At 46.9% G+C, this 14,774-nt stretch carries 13 protein-coding genes; 6 read left to right on the top strand and 7 right to left on the bottom strand.

The genetic code is table 11. From position 1 onward, the window contains the following. Positions 1-83: 83 nt before the first annotated feature. A complete protein-coding gene (locus AB8599_RS21365; protein WP_407333742.1) occupies positions 84-1,208 on the top strand; it encodes an amidohydrolase in 1,125 nt (374 codons plus the stop codon). A gap of 119 nt (positions 1,209-1,327) precedes the next feature. Here the strand turns inward: AB8599_RS21365 and AB8599_RS21360 are convergent, their stop codons facing one another. The 3 genes from AB8599_RS21360 to AB8599_RS21350 all read right to left on the bottom strand — a co-directional run bounded on the left by AB8599_RS21360 (position 1,328) and on the right by AB8599_RS21350 (position 6,074). After that, a complete protein-coding gene (locus tag AB8599_RS21360) occupies positions 1,328-2,776 on the bottom strand; it encodes an MFS transporter (RefSeq protein WP_407333741.1) in 1,449 nt (482 codons plus the stop codon). Positions 2,777-3,359: 583 nt separating this feature from the next. Then, entirely contained in the window at positions 3,360-4,415 is a 1,056-nt protein-coding gene (aroG, locus tag AB8599_RS21355; protein ID WP_407334447.1) for a 3-deoxy-7-phosphoheptulonate synthase AroG, read from the bottom strand. Between the two features lie 201 nt (positions 4,416-4,616). Then, positions 4,617-6,074, bottom strand: coding sequence for a cobyric acid synthase (locus AB8599_RS21350; protein ID WP_407333740.1), 1,458 nt, complete (start codon positions 6,072-6,074; stop codon positions 4,617-4,619). A gap of 208 nt (positions 6,075-6,282) precedes the next feature. Here AB8599_RS21350 and AB8599_RS21345 point away from each other — a divergent pair, with 208 nt between their 5' ends. Continuing rightward, a complete protein-coding gene (locus AB8599_RS21345; protein ID WP_407333739.1) occupies positions 6,283-6,834 on the top strand; it encodes a hypothetical protein in 552 nt (183 codons plus the stop codon). 100 nt (positions 6,835-6,934) lie between these two features. Here the strand turns inward: AB8599_RS21345 and AB8599_RS21340 are convergent, their stop codons facing one another. Further along, positions 6,935-7,822, bottom strand: a complete 888-nt coding sequence (locus AB8599_RS21340; protein ID WP_407333738.1) for an AraC family transcriptional regulator N-terminal domain-containing protein — start codon at positions 7,820-7,822, stop codon at positions 6,935-6,937. 290 nt (positions 7,823-8,112) lie between these two features. Here AB8599_RS21340 and AB8599_RS21335 point away from each other — a divergent pair, with 290 nt between their 5' ends. From AB8599_RS21335 to AB8599_RS21320, 4 genes are all read left to right on the top strand, one after another. Next, the gene (locus AB8599_RS21335; RefSeq protein WP_407333737.1) at positions 8,113-8,580 is read left to right on the top strand and encodes a (2Fe-2S)-binding protein; all 468 of its coding nucleotides are present in this window, start codon (positions 8,113-8,115) and stop codon (positions 8,578-8,580) included. 1 nt (position 8,581) lies between these two features. Beyond that, entirely contained in the window at positions 8,582-10,783 is a 2,202-nt protein-coding gene (locus AB8599_RS21330; protein ID WP_407333736.1) for a molybdopterin cofactor-binding domain-containing protein, read from the top strand. Between the two features lie 75 nt (positions 10,784-10,858). Next, positions 10,859-11,887, top strand: a complete 1,029-nt coding sequence (locus tag AB8599_RS21325; protein WP_407333735.1) for an XdhC family protein — start codon at positions 10,859-10,861, stop codon at positions 11,885-11,887. After that, positions 11,884-12,492: an NTP transferase domain-containing protein gene (locus tag AB8599_RS21320; RefSeq protein WP_407333734.1), complete on the top strand. Its 609-nt coding sequence runs from the start codon at positions 11,884-11,886 to the stop codon at positions 12,490-12,492. Before AB8599_RS21325 ends, AB8599_RS21320 begins: the two co-directional genes overlap by 4 nt. 133 nt (positions 12,493-12,625) lie before the next feature. Here the strand turns inward: AB8599_RS21320 and AB8599_RS21315 are convergent, their stop codons facing one another. The 3 genes from AB8599_RS21315 to AB8599_RS21305 all read right to left on the bottom strand — a co-directional run bounded on the left by AB8599_RS21315 (position 12,626) and on the right by AB8599_RS21305 (position 14,756). After that, positions 12,626-14,182 carry a BCCT family transporter gene (locus tag AB8599_RS21315; protein ID WP_407333733.1) on the bottom strand — a complete coding sequence of 519 codons (1,557 nt, stop codon included), beginning with the start codon at positions 14,180-14,182 and terminating at the stop codon, positions 12,626-12,628. Positions 14,183-14,328: 146 nt separating this feature from the next. Then, on the bottom strand, positions 14,329-14,478 hold the full coding sequence (locus AB8599_RS21310; RefSeq protein WP_407333732.1) for a hypothetical protein: 150 nt from the start codon (positions 14,476-14,478) through the stop codon (positions 14,329-14,331). Beyond that, a complete protein-coding gene (locus AB8599_RS21305; protein ID WP_407333731.1) occupies positions 14,478-14,756 on the bottom strand; it encodes a hypothetical protein in 279 nt (92 codons plus the stop codon). Before AB8599_RS21305 ends, AB8599_RS21310 begins: the two co-directional genes overlap by 1 nt. Between the last annotated feature and the right edge of the window lie 18 nt (positions 14,757-14,774).

The raw sequence follows: 14,774 nt of genomic DNA, 5'->3' as shown, positions 1-14,774 counted from the left end.
CCACAAAAAAAGATATATATCACAAAACACGTCCTTGGGTGCGCGTACAGTGTGGGGCTTATTTCTGCAAACTTGGCGGTACAATGTTCAACCCAATACTGTTTCGTCACCAATTGCATCAAATGCCAGAACTATCTGGTTTTGAGCACAAAACGCAAGCCGTCATTGCTGAAAAGCTACGTTCATTTGGTTTCACCCCCATAGAAGGTGTTGGAGGGCATGGTGTTGTTGTAAAAATCACAACCGGTTTGGCAGGCCCCCATCTCCTATTTAGAGCAGACACAGACGCCCTGCCAATTAATGAGTTCGCAAAACATGGTCATGCTTCTCGACGCTACGGTGCCATGCATGCCTGTGGACATGATGGTCACTCAGCAAGCTTAATGGCACTTGCACATCGTCTGTCTTCGCAGCAATTACAGCGAGGCTCCGTCACGCTCATTTTCCAACCCTCTGAAGAAAATGGACTCGGTGCACTGGCGATGCTAAACGATAACGCGTGGGAGAAAGCGCCCATTGATTACGCATTTGGTTATCACAATATACCCGGCTATCCACTCGGACAAATACTGTGTCGCGACAACACTTTCTCGTGTGCATCAACGGGCGTGTCTATCTCATTCAAGGGCACGACGGCACATGCGGCCTACCCTGAAACAGCGGTTAATCCCTCTCGAGCAATTAGACAACTGATGCGAGACATTGAAACGCTCCCTACCGAAATAAACCAAGGGTTTGCCATGTCAACCATTGTTCACATCAATTTAGGGAAAGCGACGTTTGGTACGACACCAGAGTCAGGCGAATTAATGGCAACGTTGAGGAGCGATAGCAATAAAAGCTTTTCAATACTTTGTTCGCAGGTAAAAGAACGTGCTGAGTATTACGCAAAGCGAGATGGGCTCACATTAGGCATTGAATGGATTGATTCATTTAGCGCCACCATCAACCATAGCGAAGCCAACATGTTGTTGAAACAAGCATGTAAAGATCTCGGGTTTGATTTTCTCGACCTTGATCAGCCAATGCGATGGTCTGAAGATTTTGCTGAATACGCTAAAACATGGCCATCGGCATTTTTTGGCATTGGCAGTGGGGCTGAGCATCCGCCTCTTCATGATCCTCGTTATGACTTCCCTGACACGCTGATCGACATCTCAAGTAAAATCTTCGAACAGATCATTCGTGATATGAATGGGCTCAAATAACCACTGACAGGCAATATAGCTTTTTCTTCTCTGACAACTCAGTAATAAAGAAAAGGGATGAACATAGATGTTCATCCCTTTCACGTGGTCATACGTTAAATCTAGATAAGATCTAGCACTTACAATTCACCACGAAGTTCAACCAACTTCGCTTTGATTGCACGCGCTTTTTCTTCTGACAAGTCATATTTCCACATCACCAAAATAGCGAGTGCGGCGGTAGACGCAGGAATAAGAATATCGGCAAGACGCAATTGAATCAGTGTTTCAGCGGACTGGCTTGCTGCGCCAGGGTCAAAACCGACCATTTTAATCACTAAGCCACCCAAAATAAGTGCCAATGCCTGACCTAGCTTAACCATCAGCCAATAGATAGCACCAAACGTACCTTCTCGACGCGGCATACCATTGTCTAATTCGTCCATGTCACACACATCAGCAGTCATGCTCATCATCAGAGTAAACAAACCACCAATACCAAACGACATAAGCGGGATTGGCATAAAGATGAGCCATGGGTTAGACGGATCAAAGCTCCACCATTTCAAACAATAACCGACGATTGAAATCATGGTAGAAATGATGAAAGCATTGCGCTTACCAAACTTTCTCGCCATCCAACTAATAATTGGAATAACCAAAAATGCCGTAGTCATAGCACTAACCGTCGCAAACCAAGCAGGCCAACTGCCCGTCGCACCGTAGTTGCCATCAAACATATGGAAAACAATGATAAAGAAGCTAAATGAAGCAACAAGTTGGAAGCCATTGAATACTAGGAAGGTCGCGCCGCACAACTTCACAAAAGGCTTATTCTTAGATACCTTTCTTATGCCTGCAAACACGGCAATCAAATTCGTCCAAAGCGTTGCGAATGAAATCTCAGCTCGGTTTTCCATTTTGCTGTCATCGATACCCTTACAAAATAAACCGGGTAAGATGCCCAAAACAATACATGCACCTGCCACATACAGTGAAAGCTCTCGAACGCCATCAGCTTGTGATGGAAAAAGATCGGGGTCAGCAATGAGGACCCAAAACCACGGTACGATCATCCATGCTATCTGTCCCATTGTCTGTGCAAACGCCATCAGCCGAGTACGCTCGTTATAGTCTGAGGTCATTTCATAGCCAAGTGCAACGAAAGGTGTCGCAAACATGGTGTTACCGATAGTGAAGATCAGCGAGAAAATGAGGAAATACCAAAAGTTATACGCTTGAGATGCTTCAGGATCGAGTTGCCAAAGTAAGGCAAAAAACACACCACTTAGTATTGCACCGACCACGATGTATGGCCGTCTTCTGCCCCAACGTGATTTTGTGTTATCGGTAATGAACCCCATGATGGGATCCGTTAGGGCATCAAACAGCCTTGGGAGTCCGCCTAGCAAACCTGCTAGAAAAGGATCAATACCAAATGCCGTAATGAGGAAGAACGAGAAAACACCCAATGCTCCGGGTAGCAGGTTGAGTACAAGCGTACCGGCACCATATGCCCCTTTTTGGGGCGTGGGGACGCTGATTTTCGCTTCCATTTTTGGACTTTCTGTAGCTTCTATCTGTGACATCGTTCCACTTGTTAACCGATTGTGAATTTGGTATTGCAATATTAACTAGGTGTTGCGATACACATCAAATTGCCAGCGAAGAACACTCGACCATAAAAAATCATTTTGAAAGCGCTTTCTTTGGTTTTATATACCACCCATGAGAACATCCACCACCAAAGCCGCGATTTTCGGGCGCTTAACATGATTATCCACTAAATTGATAGGTCAATACGGTAAGTTTCTCAGAAGTGATGTGACCAACAGATATTTGAGTGAAAATGCAATGAGTATCAATATGAAGACAGATTTGTGCATCGCAATTCATGTTTTTAGAATTCTATTAAATTATTTTTATTTCAATATTTTACATCAAACCATGAAAAACGCAGTCATTAGGAACAGTCCGAGAAATGTAACGAAAGCGCTTTCATAAGTGATTCGATATTGTGCATGACTGCAACATAGTAGTGCGAATATTTGGGCTTCATTTTCTCACGATGACCTATCACTAAGTCCCTAATTTTACCCAAGAACAATAGACAAAGAAAAAGCCAGAGGATGTCCCACTGGCTTTGAGATTACGTCGTATTTAGTGATGTACTTACTTTGACGCGCGACGCTCTTGAACAGCATCGGCAAGACGCTGGAGCACTTGCTCAGTATCGCTCCACCCAATACATGCATCGGTGATGCTCTGGCCGTAGACTGGTGCTTTGCCATCGACCAAATCTTGGCGGCCTTCAACAAGATGACTTTCAATCATCACACCAAAGATAGCATCGTTACCCGCAGCGACTTGATTGGCGACATCGTCAGCAACCACAACTTGGCGTTTGAAGTCTTTACTGCTGTTGGCATGACTGAAATCAATCATCAACTTATTGCGAAGTTTTGCCGAATTGAGTTGCTCCGTGATGGCTGCAACGTGCTCTGCTGAGTAATTCGGCTCTTTACCGCCACGAAGAATGATGTGGCAATCTTCATTGCCTGCCGTTTCAACAATCGCAGAGTGACCATACTTGGTGACTGACAAGAAATGGTGTGGCGATTCTGCTGAACGAATAGCATCCGTCGCAATCTTGATGTTGCCATCCGTGCCATTTTTGAAACCGACAGGACATGACAAACCAGATGAAAGTTCGCGGTGTACTTGTGACTCCGTCGTACGTGCCCCAATAGCACCCCAACTGATCAAATCCCCCATGTACTGAGGTGTGATCATGTCAAGAAACTCACCTGCAGTAGGTAGACCCATATCGGTGATATCGAGCAGCAATTTACGTCCAATGCGCAAACCGTCGTTCAGTTTAAAGCTGTTGTCCATATACGGGTCGTTGATTAAGCCTTTCCAGCCAACCGTTGTACGTGGTTTTTCGAAATAAACACGCATAACCACTTCAAGTTTGTCTGCATGTTGATCACGAAGTGCTTTGAGCTTCTTAGCGTATTCGACTGCCGCTTCTGGATCATGGATAGAACATGGACCAATGATGACCAAAAGACGATCATCATTGTCGTTTAGAATATTGTGGATAGCCTGACGAGCATTAAAAACCGTTTCAGACGCTTTTTCAGTGGCCGAAAACTTCTCCAAAATTGCCACTGGTGGCAGGAGTTCTTTAATGTTGCTAATTCTTACGTCGTCTGTTTGATAAATGCTCATTTTTTCACCTTGCTACTCGCTAACCATTGCTCCTACCAGAGGCTGAGCAATGTGTTTCCCTACACGTTGGTTGTTAACTTATCGCCATTCCACACAGAGTGCAAACCTATTTTTACAGATATAATGAAAATTTTATGCGCATGCTATATTGACTCAGTAAATATATGTGCTAATGAAAGTGCGATTCCTATCAAGTCAGTTAAGTGGCCACAGCTTTTCAAGATCTAGGGAGGCTTCTAGTGCGTCTGCTAACACATTGATACTTCTTTCTCTTTCTTTAACGAGGTCAATCTGTTTGGCACCATCTAGCCCTGCCCACTCCAGGAGCAATGAACACGCTTCAGTAGAATCAAATAACCCATGCCAGTATGAACCAATCACATTTTTGTCCTGATTTACCAAGCCATCAAAGCCTGTTACTGATGAAATGAGGTGATCCCCAACCGCTTCAGTGACACCCATATGGATTTCGTAGCCAAAAATAGGCGCAACTTTCCCCCCAAGGTGCAATTGCCCTTCGCTGTGTGTCAGCACTTTTTCACACTCAATAATGGTATGCGTGTCTAAATAGCCAAGTCCTTCAGCACGTAAGCATGTACCTTCGATGCCATGCGGATCTTCAATCACACGCCCTAGCATCTGATAACCGCCACAAATCCCCATCACCTTCCCACCATATCGCAAGTGCTTCTCAATCTGTTGATCCCAGCCATATTCGCGCAGCGAGGCCAAATCTGAAATGACACTCTTACTACCGGGCAGAATGATAAGATCACACGCGGGGAGTGGCTTTCCCGGAGCAGCAAATTGAAGGTTTACCTGCGGATGCATTCGAAGCACGTCGAAATCCGTGTGGTTACTAATACGAGGCACCACAGGAACAACAACATTCAATGGTTTGCCTGATTCCAACGCAACCTGACTCACATCTATCGCATCTTCCGCATCAAGCATTAACCCTTGAAGATAAGGCACAACGCCAATTACAGGTTTGCCTGTTCTTTCTTCCAGCCAATCAAGACCCGGCTCAAGCAATGAAATATCACCGCGGAAGCGATTGATGACGAACCCAATGACGCGATCACGCTCAGATTGAGACAGGCAGTCCAACGTTCCGATAAGGTGAGCGAACACACCGCCTCTGTCGATGTCAGCGACAATGATCACAGGCACATCGGCTTCTTCTGCAAACCCCATATTGGCAATGTCATTTTCCCGAAGATTCACTTCAGCAGGGCTACCCGCCCCCTCAATCAACACACACTCAAATTGCCGTTGAAGTATGGAAAAAGATTCCATAACGGGTTTCATGGCGAATTGCTTGTAAGATTTAAAGCCAATCGCATTCATGGATTCGCCCGCTTTACCCTGCACGATGATTTGAGCACCACAGTCGGAATTCGGCTTAAGCAGGATAGGATTCATGTGCACCGTGGGTTCAACACCACACGCAAATGCTTGGAATGCCTGTGCACGCCCAATTTCTCCACCATCGGACGTGACTGCGCTATTCAGCGCCATGTTTTGAGATTTAAAAGGAGCAACAGAAATACCACGACGCGCGAGTACACGACCGAGACCAGCGACAAGGACACTTTTTCCGGCATCGGATGTCGTGCCCTGGACCATGAGCGCTTTTGAAGTTGAAAGCATGGAAAGACCTATTTAATTTTTCGGCACGCGAGTCACCGACGAGAAATGCAAAGATATCACACTGTTTGCAAAAAAATGCTAGCGCAATCCGTTGCTAAGAAATTGTTTGCAATCACTGTCAAAGTTATTTGAATCGTCACTAAATTTTTAGACCCGCAACTCATACACTCTCAAAAGTGTAAATATTGTAAACAAGGCAAGGATTGCTGTGAAAATAATCAAGAAAATAAGAAACCTACATTGGGCAGCGATGTTGATCAGCCTTTTTTCTGCATCAACAATGGCGACTAACTTTAACTACACCAATTTAGAAATTGGCTTTACCGGCAATCCGTCCGGCTTGTCGGCGACAGGCAGGGTGGTCTTTATGGATGGCGCCCATTTTGTGGTGAACGGAAGTAGTCAATTCGAAGGTGATTGGATCGCTTCAGGTGGAGCGGGTTTTCATGCGCCAATCAACGGTTTTGTCGATATTCATGGGGACGCTCGTATCTATACAGTGAAATTCCCACAAGATGACAAACACGATTTCGGTGAACTCGCGTACGGCGTGAACGTGGGTGTAAGGGCTTGGATATTGCCGCAAATTGAGGCAAATGCTTCAGTTGGGCAGGTCGCATTTGATTCTGATGATACTCGAAGTATTGTTGAAATAGGTGGGCGTTTTCATTCAACAGAAGCCTTATCAGTTGGTGCAACCTATCGCGCAAATGGCTTATACAAAGAGCAGTTTTACTTTAATGTAAGATTCGAGTTTTAAGCAATATAGCATCATCCAAACGGGCCCAAAGCCGAAGGGTGATAGCAACACATTCATAAAAAACAGAAGCGGCGGGTTGGTAAACACCGCCTTTTTTAAATCAACTTAACGTGCTGACAGACGAACGCGCTTCGCTCGGTGTAAATCCAAAATAGCGTTTAAACTCTCGGCTGAACTGTGAAGGACTGCTGTACCCTACCCCATAACATACTTCCGCGACTTGAAACCCCGATGACAGCATGGAACGGGCTTTATGCAATCTTAGTGATTTCACATACTGAATCGGTGATACAGAGGTCACCTTCCTAAAATGTTCATGCAAGGTCGACGAACTCATACCCGCCACACTGGCAATCTCATCAATATCCAAGCTCCGTTCAAAATTCTCTTCCAAGTAATGCACGACAGGGGCAATACGGTTAGCACCGGCATGATTACTCACACTATTTCTCAGCAAGCCACCACAAGGCCCCTTCAGAACTTGGTAATACAATTCACGACGAAGTGAATCTGCCAGGATTTTCTGATCCATCGGACTATCCAATGTATCTACCAAACGACTAATCAAATCGGCAATGGGTGCGGTTAGCTCGGTTGATTGGGTTAATGCCATTTGTTGTTCATTGCTCGAATCACGCTGCCAGGGTGCCATCTCCATCATCAATCGCCCCACCAAATGCTGGTCAATTGCCAAACTCAGCCCCACATAAGGTTTTTCTTTACTTACGTTGGAGAGGGTCGCTTCAACCGGACGGGTAACAGAGTTGATCAAATACGTGTTTGCATCGTAAACATAAACAGATTTACCCGTCGCGACACGCTTTTCCCCTTGAAGCACAAAACAAATTGTTGGCTGAAGGACAAGCGGGATCAACGGGATATTCGACGAACATGAATACAGTTTCATCCCTTCAATCGAAGTGGGATGACTGCCTTCGCAGCTCATTCTTTCAACGACGTGATTGGCAAGTGAAGATGTAAATTCCATAAGTACTACTGCTCCTCATATACCAAAGCAACCTCAATAATCGGATTCATCACCAACACATTTTCGTTGAACAAGTATTGTGAGGTTGTTTGGTTATAGTCGGACAATTATGACATCCAACGAGCATCTAATGTGAAACTAACGCGAACATCCGTAGTTTTAGGCAAGAACTTTGGAACATCTTGATAACAAAAACAAGAAATAACAACCATAGTGAAAACTTGCAGCAATACCACCCTGTTTCGTAACAGGACAAAATCAACGCCGCCGACTTCAGGAAGGAGATAAACATGGCCGTTTCCGTCAATATTAACGGACAAGATTACGATCTCGATGTTCCCGCCGATACGCCGCTGCTGTGGGCCATCCGCGACAACCTAAAACTCACAGGAACTAAATTTGGCTGTGGTCTGGCGCAATGTGGCGCTTGTACCGTGCACATGGCAGGCCAACCCATACGGTCATGCGTCACGCCAGTGTCGGCAGTGGCTGGGCAAAAAATCACCACCATTGAAGGCATTGAGTCCAAAGCCGCTGAACTGATTCAAACTGCTTGGGAAAAAATGGAAGTGCCACAGTGCGGTTATTGCCAATCCGGGCAAATCATGGCGGCAAGTGCATTGATCGCCAATAATGCGTCCCCTTCCGATGCCGACATCGATGCCGCCATGTCAGGAAATATCTGCCGCTGCGCGACGTATGTTCGCATTCGCCAAGCAATTAAAGATGCTGCTAACGAACTAAAAGGGGTCGCATAACATGAGAGATTTTTTTAATGGATATGACCCGCTGCAGACGGAAAACAATCGCGCAGGCGGGGCTAGCCGCAGAGGCTTTATAAAACTGCTCTCAACCGCAGGTGCGGGATTAACGCTAGGCATTCATTTACCCTCTATCAGCGCAGAAATAGGCAAAGAAACAACGGGAACATCTTTCTCGCCGAACGCCTTCGTGCGCATTGGCGCTGATGATACCGTCACCATTGTCATCAAACACCTCGATATGGGACAAGGTGTCACGACTGGTTTAGCGACCATCGCAGCAGATGAGCTGGATGCAGACTGGGCAAGAGTAGCCACCGAAGCAGCGCCAGCCAATGCACAGGAATACAACAACCTCTTATTTGGACCGGTTCAAGGCACAGGTGGCAGTACTGCCATCGCAAACTCTTTCATGCAGATGCGATATGCAGGTGCGAAAGCACGAGCCATGTTAGTCAACGCAGCATCGAAAGTATGGGAAGTCCCTGCCAATGAAATCGTTGTCAGCCAAGGTGTCATTTCCCATGCAGCATCAGGTCAATCGGCGACCTTTGGTCAAATGGCTGAACTCGCTGCACTGCAAACCGTGCCCACAGATGAGCAGATAACACTGAAAACGCCCGGCCAATTTACGCTCATTGGAAAAACAGGCACGCCGCGAAAAGACAAAGGAAAAAGCAACGGCACCGCGGTTTACACCCTAGATGTCCAGCTTGAAGGTATGCTAACTGCCTTGGTTGCCCACCCGCCAGCATTCGGCGCCACAGTGGTTTCATTTGACTCAACGGCTGCCAAGCAATCACCCGGCGTTGTTGATGTGTTACAAATTCCTTCGGGCGTCGCCGTGATCGCCAAAGATTTCTGGAGTGCTAAGGTTGGCCGTGACAAATTGAAGATCGAATGGGATCGTTCGGCGTTCAAGAAAAACACCACCGAAATGAAAACAGAATATGCCGCTTTAGCCAACAAACCCGGTTTGCCTGCGCGCAATGATGGCGATGCCCCTGATGTGCTGTCCAAGGCCAAAAATGTCGTTGAAGCAACCTACTATTTTCCGTACCTCGCCCATGCGCCGATGGAGCCCATGAACTGCGTGATCCTTGCAGATAGCGAAAAAGCAGAGCTTTGGTATGGTGCGCAGATCCAAACCATCGACCAAGTTGCCGTAGCAACAGTTCTTGGGTTAAAACCGCAAAACATTAGCATTAACACTCTGTTTGCTGGCGGAAGTTTCGGACGCAGAGCCTGTTCACAATCAGACTATGTCAAAGAAGCCGCGCATATTGCTAAATCGCACAAAGGCGTGCCCATCAAACTGGTTTGGACACGAGAAGACGACATGACAGCGGGCTACTATCGCCCCATGTATGTGCACAAGATTCGCGGATCGCTGGATGAAAATGGCAATATTGAAGCGTGGGAACAACGCATCGTTGGACAATCCATTGCCGCAGGTACAGCGTTCGAAGCCTTTATGGTCAAAGATGGCGTAGACTCGACATCGGTTGAGGGTGCATCCACACTGCCTTACACCATTCCTAACCTTTCTGTTCAGCTTCATACGGTTGAATTACCTGTGCCCGTATTGTGGTGGCGTTCAGTTGGCCATACTCATACCGCCTACTCCACCGAAACATTTTTTGATGAACTCGCCCACGCGGCCGGCAAAGACCCTGTCGAACTGAGAATGGGATTATTGAAAAATCATCCTCGCCATCTCGGTGTGCTCAAACTCGCAGCAGAAAAAGCGGGTTGGGGAACGCCACTTCCGACAGGTCGTGGACGTGGTGTGGCTGTCCATGAGTCGTTCAACAGTTACGTCGCGCAAGTGGTTGAAGTCACCGTTGAGAATGGGAAGATTCAAGTCGATCGCGTGGTCTGCGCCGTTGACTGTGGGGTGGCCATTAACCCTGACATCATCAAAACCCAAATGCAGGGTGGTATTGGCTTCGGTTTATCACCCGCGCTTATGAGTGAAATCACCTTGCAAGACGGTGCGGTGGTGCAATCCAACTTCCACGACTATTTGGTGCTAAGAGAACCGCAAATGCCAGAAATTGAAGTGCATATTGTGCCTTCTGCGGAAGCACCCACAGGTGTCGGGGAGCCGGGAACGCCGCCAATTGCACCTGCAGTTGCCAATGCCGTGTTTGCCGCAACAGGTAAACGTCTCTATGACTTACCAATGAAACTGTCGTAGGCCGTTCCCCACAGCGGTAACGCAGAAAAAGTGTAAACACAGATCATCGTCGTCCAACGTACGGAAGCATAAGACATGTCAAACCACCTTCTTTCTTTACTGAGTCAGTGGTACCCCGAAAAAGACAATACCGAGTGGGTACTCGGCACTGTCTTCAAAACAGAAGGCCCTTGCTATCGAAAAGCAGGGGCCATGATGTTGTTCAACCGCTATGGACAGCAATTGGGTATGCTGAGTGGCGGATGCCTGGAATCTGATATTCAGCGCCATGCAAAAAAGGTAATGGCAACAGGTCAAGCCATGACAACGGTTTACGACAGTCAGGACGAAGATGATCTTTCTTTTCAACTCGGTATTGGGTGCGGTGGAACTGTCCACATCATGCTTCAGCCAATCGCAGCCGATAACGACTACCTTGCTTTAGACACACTATATCAACAGCTCTCCACAAGAAAATCAGGGCATTATTTGCAGAGGATTCCGCGACACGGTGATGAAATTGACGCCTCATTTGTCCCCTCTGCTGCCACTCACCGTCTTCGCAGCGATAAAGACACCATTGGTGAATGGGTAAAAGAAGGCGAGCAAACATGGCTGAAAACCTTCGTTCAACCGCCCGTTCATCTGATGATTGCAGGCGGGGGGTTTGACGCCATACCACTGGCAAACCTCGCCCATCAACTCGGCTGGAACATCACATTATGGGATCCTCGGCCTGCTAACGCTCGTCGAGAACATTTCAAACAGGTCGAAACGATTCTGCGTTCACCTGCCGAATCACTTGGAACCTACTGCCACAAACACAATGTCGATGCGGCGATAGTCATGACACACAGTGTGACGCTTGATGCCAGGGCTCTGAACGCGTTAAAAGACTCAACCATTCGCTACCTAGCAATGCTTGGCCCTGCTCATCGTCGAGATGAAGTCCTTACTGTGGCCAAGTTATCTTTGTCACAGTTTCCCTGCAAACTTCATGGCCCAGCAGGATTGCAACTGGGTGCAGCATTGCCAGAAGGTATTGCAATCTCTATGCTTTCAGAATGTATCGCAATCATTAATAACGCGAACGCTTTGTCGTTCAGTGGTGCCGTATCAGAATGAAAAAAATCGCAGCCGTCATTCTTGCTGCGGGGAGTGCGTCGAGGTTTGGCAGTTGTAAAGCCCTTGCCCTCATTAACGAACGCCCCCTAATCGAGTCAGCTATCAAAGCAGCGAACGCAGCCACAACAGACGTTTACGTTGCAACTGGTTATTGGCATAACGAGATCGCTCAGGCCGCCGAACACAACAACTGGAATGCTCAACTTCTCTACATTAAGCAATGGAAAAATGGCATCGGTGACGTGATAGCCAGCGTGACAAATACGCTGGGAGAGGATTACGAAGCGCTACTTTTTCTTCTTGCCGATCAGCCCGCTATTACAGGCGACAACCTTGCATTGCTTTGTCAGGTCTATGAACGCCATAGCTCTGATGCAGCTTGCTGCCAATATCCAGATACCATTGGCGTGCCCGCTATTATTAGCGCTACTGTGTTTAGTGAACTGAAAGCACTGAAAGGTGACCTAGGCGCAAAGGCATTGCTCATGGATAAAGCGCACTTAATTGATAAGCTGGTGCTAGACCAATGCAACATTGATATCGACACACAAGAAGATCTCGATAACTACGTTCACTACCTCAACAACATGTCATCGTATTGGTGATTTGAATTCGCGCTAGCGGGATGACTAGACAACAAAAAAAACCATCCTAAGCGGATGGCTTTTTGTTCCTATTAACGAGCATTACCGCTTACTTTAGGTGTAAGCCCGCTAATAGGGTGCGGATATGACAACGTTAAGAGTAAGAGGTTGCCGAGGTCAGACTGCGCGTCTCTGCACGTTTCTTTTGAAGCATCATCTGTCGAATAGTGATCGGCGCACAGATCAATGTAGACGCTACCAAGAAGGAAACGGGCACGGCGGTGATAACAATGAATGACTGAAGTGCACCTAAGCCCCCCTCACCTGCCAGCAACAATACCGCCGCGACAACCCCCAACATGACAGCCCAAAACAAACGGTGATATTTCGATGGCGTCGAATCTTGCGACGTAACCACCGCAATCGAATAGGCCATTGAGTCGCCTGTTGTTGCGACAAATGTGGTTGTCAGCAACAAGAATGCTGGCACCAAGATCGCTTGAAGCGGCAGTTGTTGGAGCATGGCAATCAGCACTGCTGGTAATCCCGCTTCAGCAAGAGGCCCCGAAATAGTGCCCGGCTGTGTTAGCTCGAAGAAAATCCCCGTACCACCCAATGCGCTAAACCAAAAATTCGTTGCAATCGGCGCGCAGATAGCCACAGCAAACACCAGATTTCGAATGCTTCTTCCGTCAGAAATTTTAGCAATGAAAATCGCCATCATCGGCGCAAAGCCAATAAACCATCCCCAGAAGAACCAGGTCCATCCCGTCATCCAACCTGTTCCGTGATCGCCCAAGCTTAACGCTGGGAAACTCACAATGTAGCTAGCGAATGCAGAACCGAAATGCTTAAAGATGAATATTGTGGGCCCTAAAACAAGCACCGCAACCAAGAGCGCAACAGCACCAATCACATTCATTTTTGACAGCCACTGCAACCCTTTGTCCATACCTGTAAAAGCGGATATGGAATAGACAGCGACAACGGCGAACAAGATGCCAATCTGAAGCGTTAGCGTGTTATCTACGCCAAACAAAGAATCTATGCTGTAACCCAATTGACTGGCTAGAAAACCGATAGGTCCAATCGTACCGGCTGCCACACCCACAATGGAAAAGGTGTCTACCACGGCACCAAACCAATGGTTTTCTAATTTGTTGCCAAACAAGGGATAAAGCAGGGCTCTTGGGCGGAGTTTCAACCCTTTCTTGTGGTGAGCATGCATCAAAATAATGGTCGATAAGGTACCGAGTACTGCCCAAGCCAGAAAGCCCCAATGGAAAAAGCTCTGTCCTAATGCGCTAGACACTGCACCATCAGTGGTCTTGCTTAGTTCTGAAAATGCTGGCGGTGCAGAGATGTAGTGGTAGACGGGCTCGGCCGCAGACCAAAAAACACCGCCACCTGCGAGCAAGGTACACATGATCATCGATAGCCAACGAAATGTGCTGATGTCAGGTTTTTTCTTGTTCCCCAATGTCAAACGACCTGCCGGCGAGATGGCAATGAAAAGCGCCAATAAAAAATTACCAACCATCAGCCACTGCCAAAATGGGCCAAAGAAATGCGCGGATTTTGCGAACAGTGTGTTGATGATTTCAGAAAAGCGCGAGATATCCATCGTCGCTGCCAATAGAAATAGGGAAAAGAAACCAATGGTCAATGTTGATACGAGTTTATCGCTAGAAATTAGAGATTTAAAAGTCATGCTGCTCTCACTATGGGCGTGAGGGATGGAACTCTACCAGCACAATTGAGTGATCTCCATCACTTTATTCGTGTACTAATGAATTTTCGTTACACAAAAGACCACTAAAAACACAAAAAACAAACACAACACACTGTTTTAAAAGACTAATTCATCAGCATGTCATGGTAAACACTTTTTTCAGAGCCGCTGATTTCAATGAGATCTAAGTATTTACGGTAATAATCCACGCTTGTGGTGGGGATCACCGCATACCCGTAGCCAGCATCTTTCATCGCAACGAGCGTTGTATACACTAACTGTCTACCACCCCCAGAGGCCCGAAGAAGCCTTTTGCTGTGCCATCAAAGCAACAAAATCCCAGTATCTTGTTATTTTCAACGGCGACAAAAAGACTGTTATTGCGCGAATAGGCAGTATCCGCTTCGCTTCTCCACTTTTGGTTAAAATGCGTTTCAATCCAACTCAGCACTATGTGTTTTTCTGGCCCTATTGGTTTTCTCACCGTCACCGTTTGTTCATTTGAATTCTTTTCTAAAAACGGGTTTTGGTAAAGCTTGACGAGATAATCCATAATCCACCACCACAGAAC

It is taken from the genome of Enterovibrio litoreus (assembly GCF_045679545.1).
Taxonomy (GTDB): Bacteria; Pseudomonadota; Gammaproteobacteria; order Enterobacterales; family Vibrionaceae; genus Enterovibrio.
This window is presented reverse-complemented; position numbering and strand designations above follow the sequence as displayed.

Excerpts from the sequence above, each read along its gene's own strand:
- AB8599_RS21365 (WP_407333742.1), top strand. The coding sequence starts at position 84 with ATGTTCAACCCAATACTGTTTCGTCACCAATTGCATCAAATGCCAGAA.
- AB8599_RS21360 (WP_407333741.1), bottom strand. The coding sequence starts at position 2,776 with ATGTCACAGATAGAAGCTACAGAAAGTCCAAAAATGGAAGCGAAAATC.
- AB8599_RS21350 (WP_407333740.1), bottom strand. The coding sequence starts at position 6,074 with ATGCTTTCAACTTCAAAAGCGCTCATGGTCCAGGGCACGACATCCGAT.
- AB8599_RS21340 (WP_407333738.1), bottom strand. The coding sequence starts at position 7,822 with ATGGAATTTACATCTTCACTTGCCAATCACGTCGTTGAAAGAATGAGC.
- AB8599_RS21335 (WP_407333737.1), top strand. The coding sequence starts at position 8,113 with ATGGCCGTTTCCGTCAATATTAACGGACAAGATTACGATCTCGATGTT.
- AB8599_RS21330 (WP_407333736.1), top strand. The coding sequence starts at position 8,582 with ATGAGAGATTTTTTTAATGGATATGACCCGCTGCAGACGGAAAACAAT.
- AB8599_RS21325 (WP_407333735.1), top strand. The coding sequence starts at position 10,859 with ATGTCAAACCACCTTCTTTCTTTACTGAGTCAGTGGTACCCCGAAAAA.
- AB8599_RS21320 (WP_407333734.1), top strand. The coding sequence starts at position 11,884 with ATGAAAAAAATCGCAGCCGTCATTCTTGCTGCGGGGAGTGCGTCGAGG.
- AB8599_RS21315 (WP_407333733.1), bottom strand. The coding sequence starts at position 14,182 with ATGACTTTTAAATCTCTAATTTCTAGCGATAAACTCGTATCAACATTG.
- AB8599_RS21305 (WP_407333731.1), bottom strand. The coding sequence starts at position 14,756 with ATGGATTATCTCGTCAAGCTTTACCAAAACCCGTTTTTAGAAAAGAAT.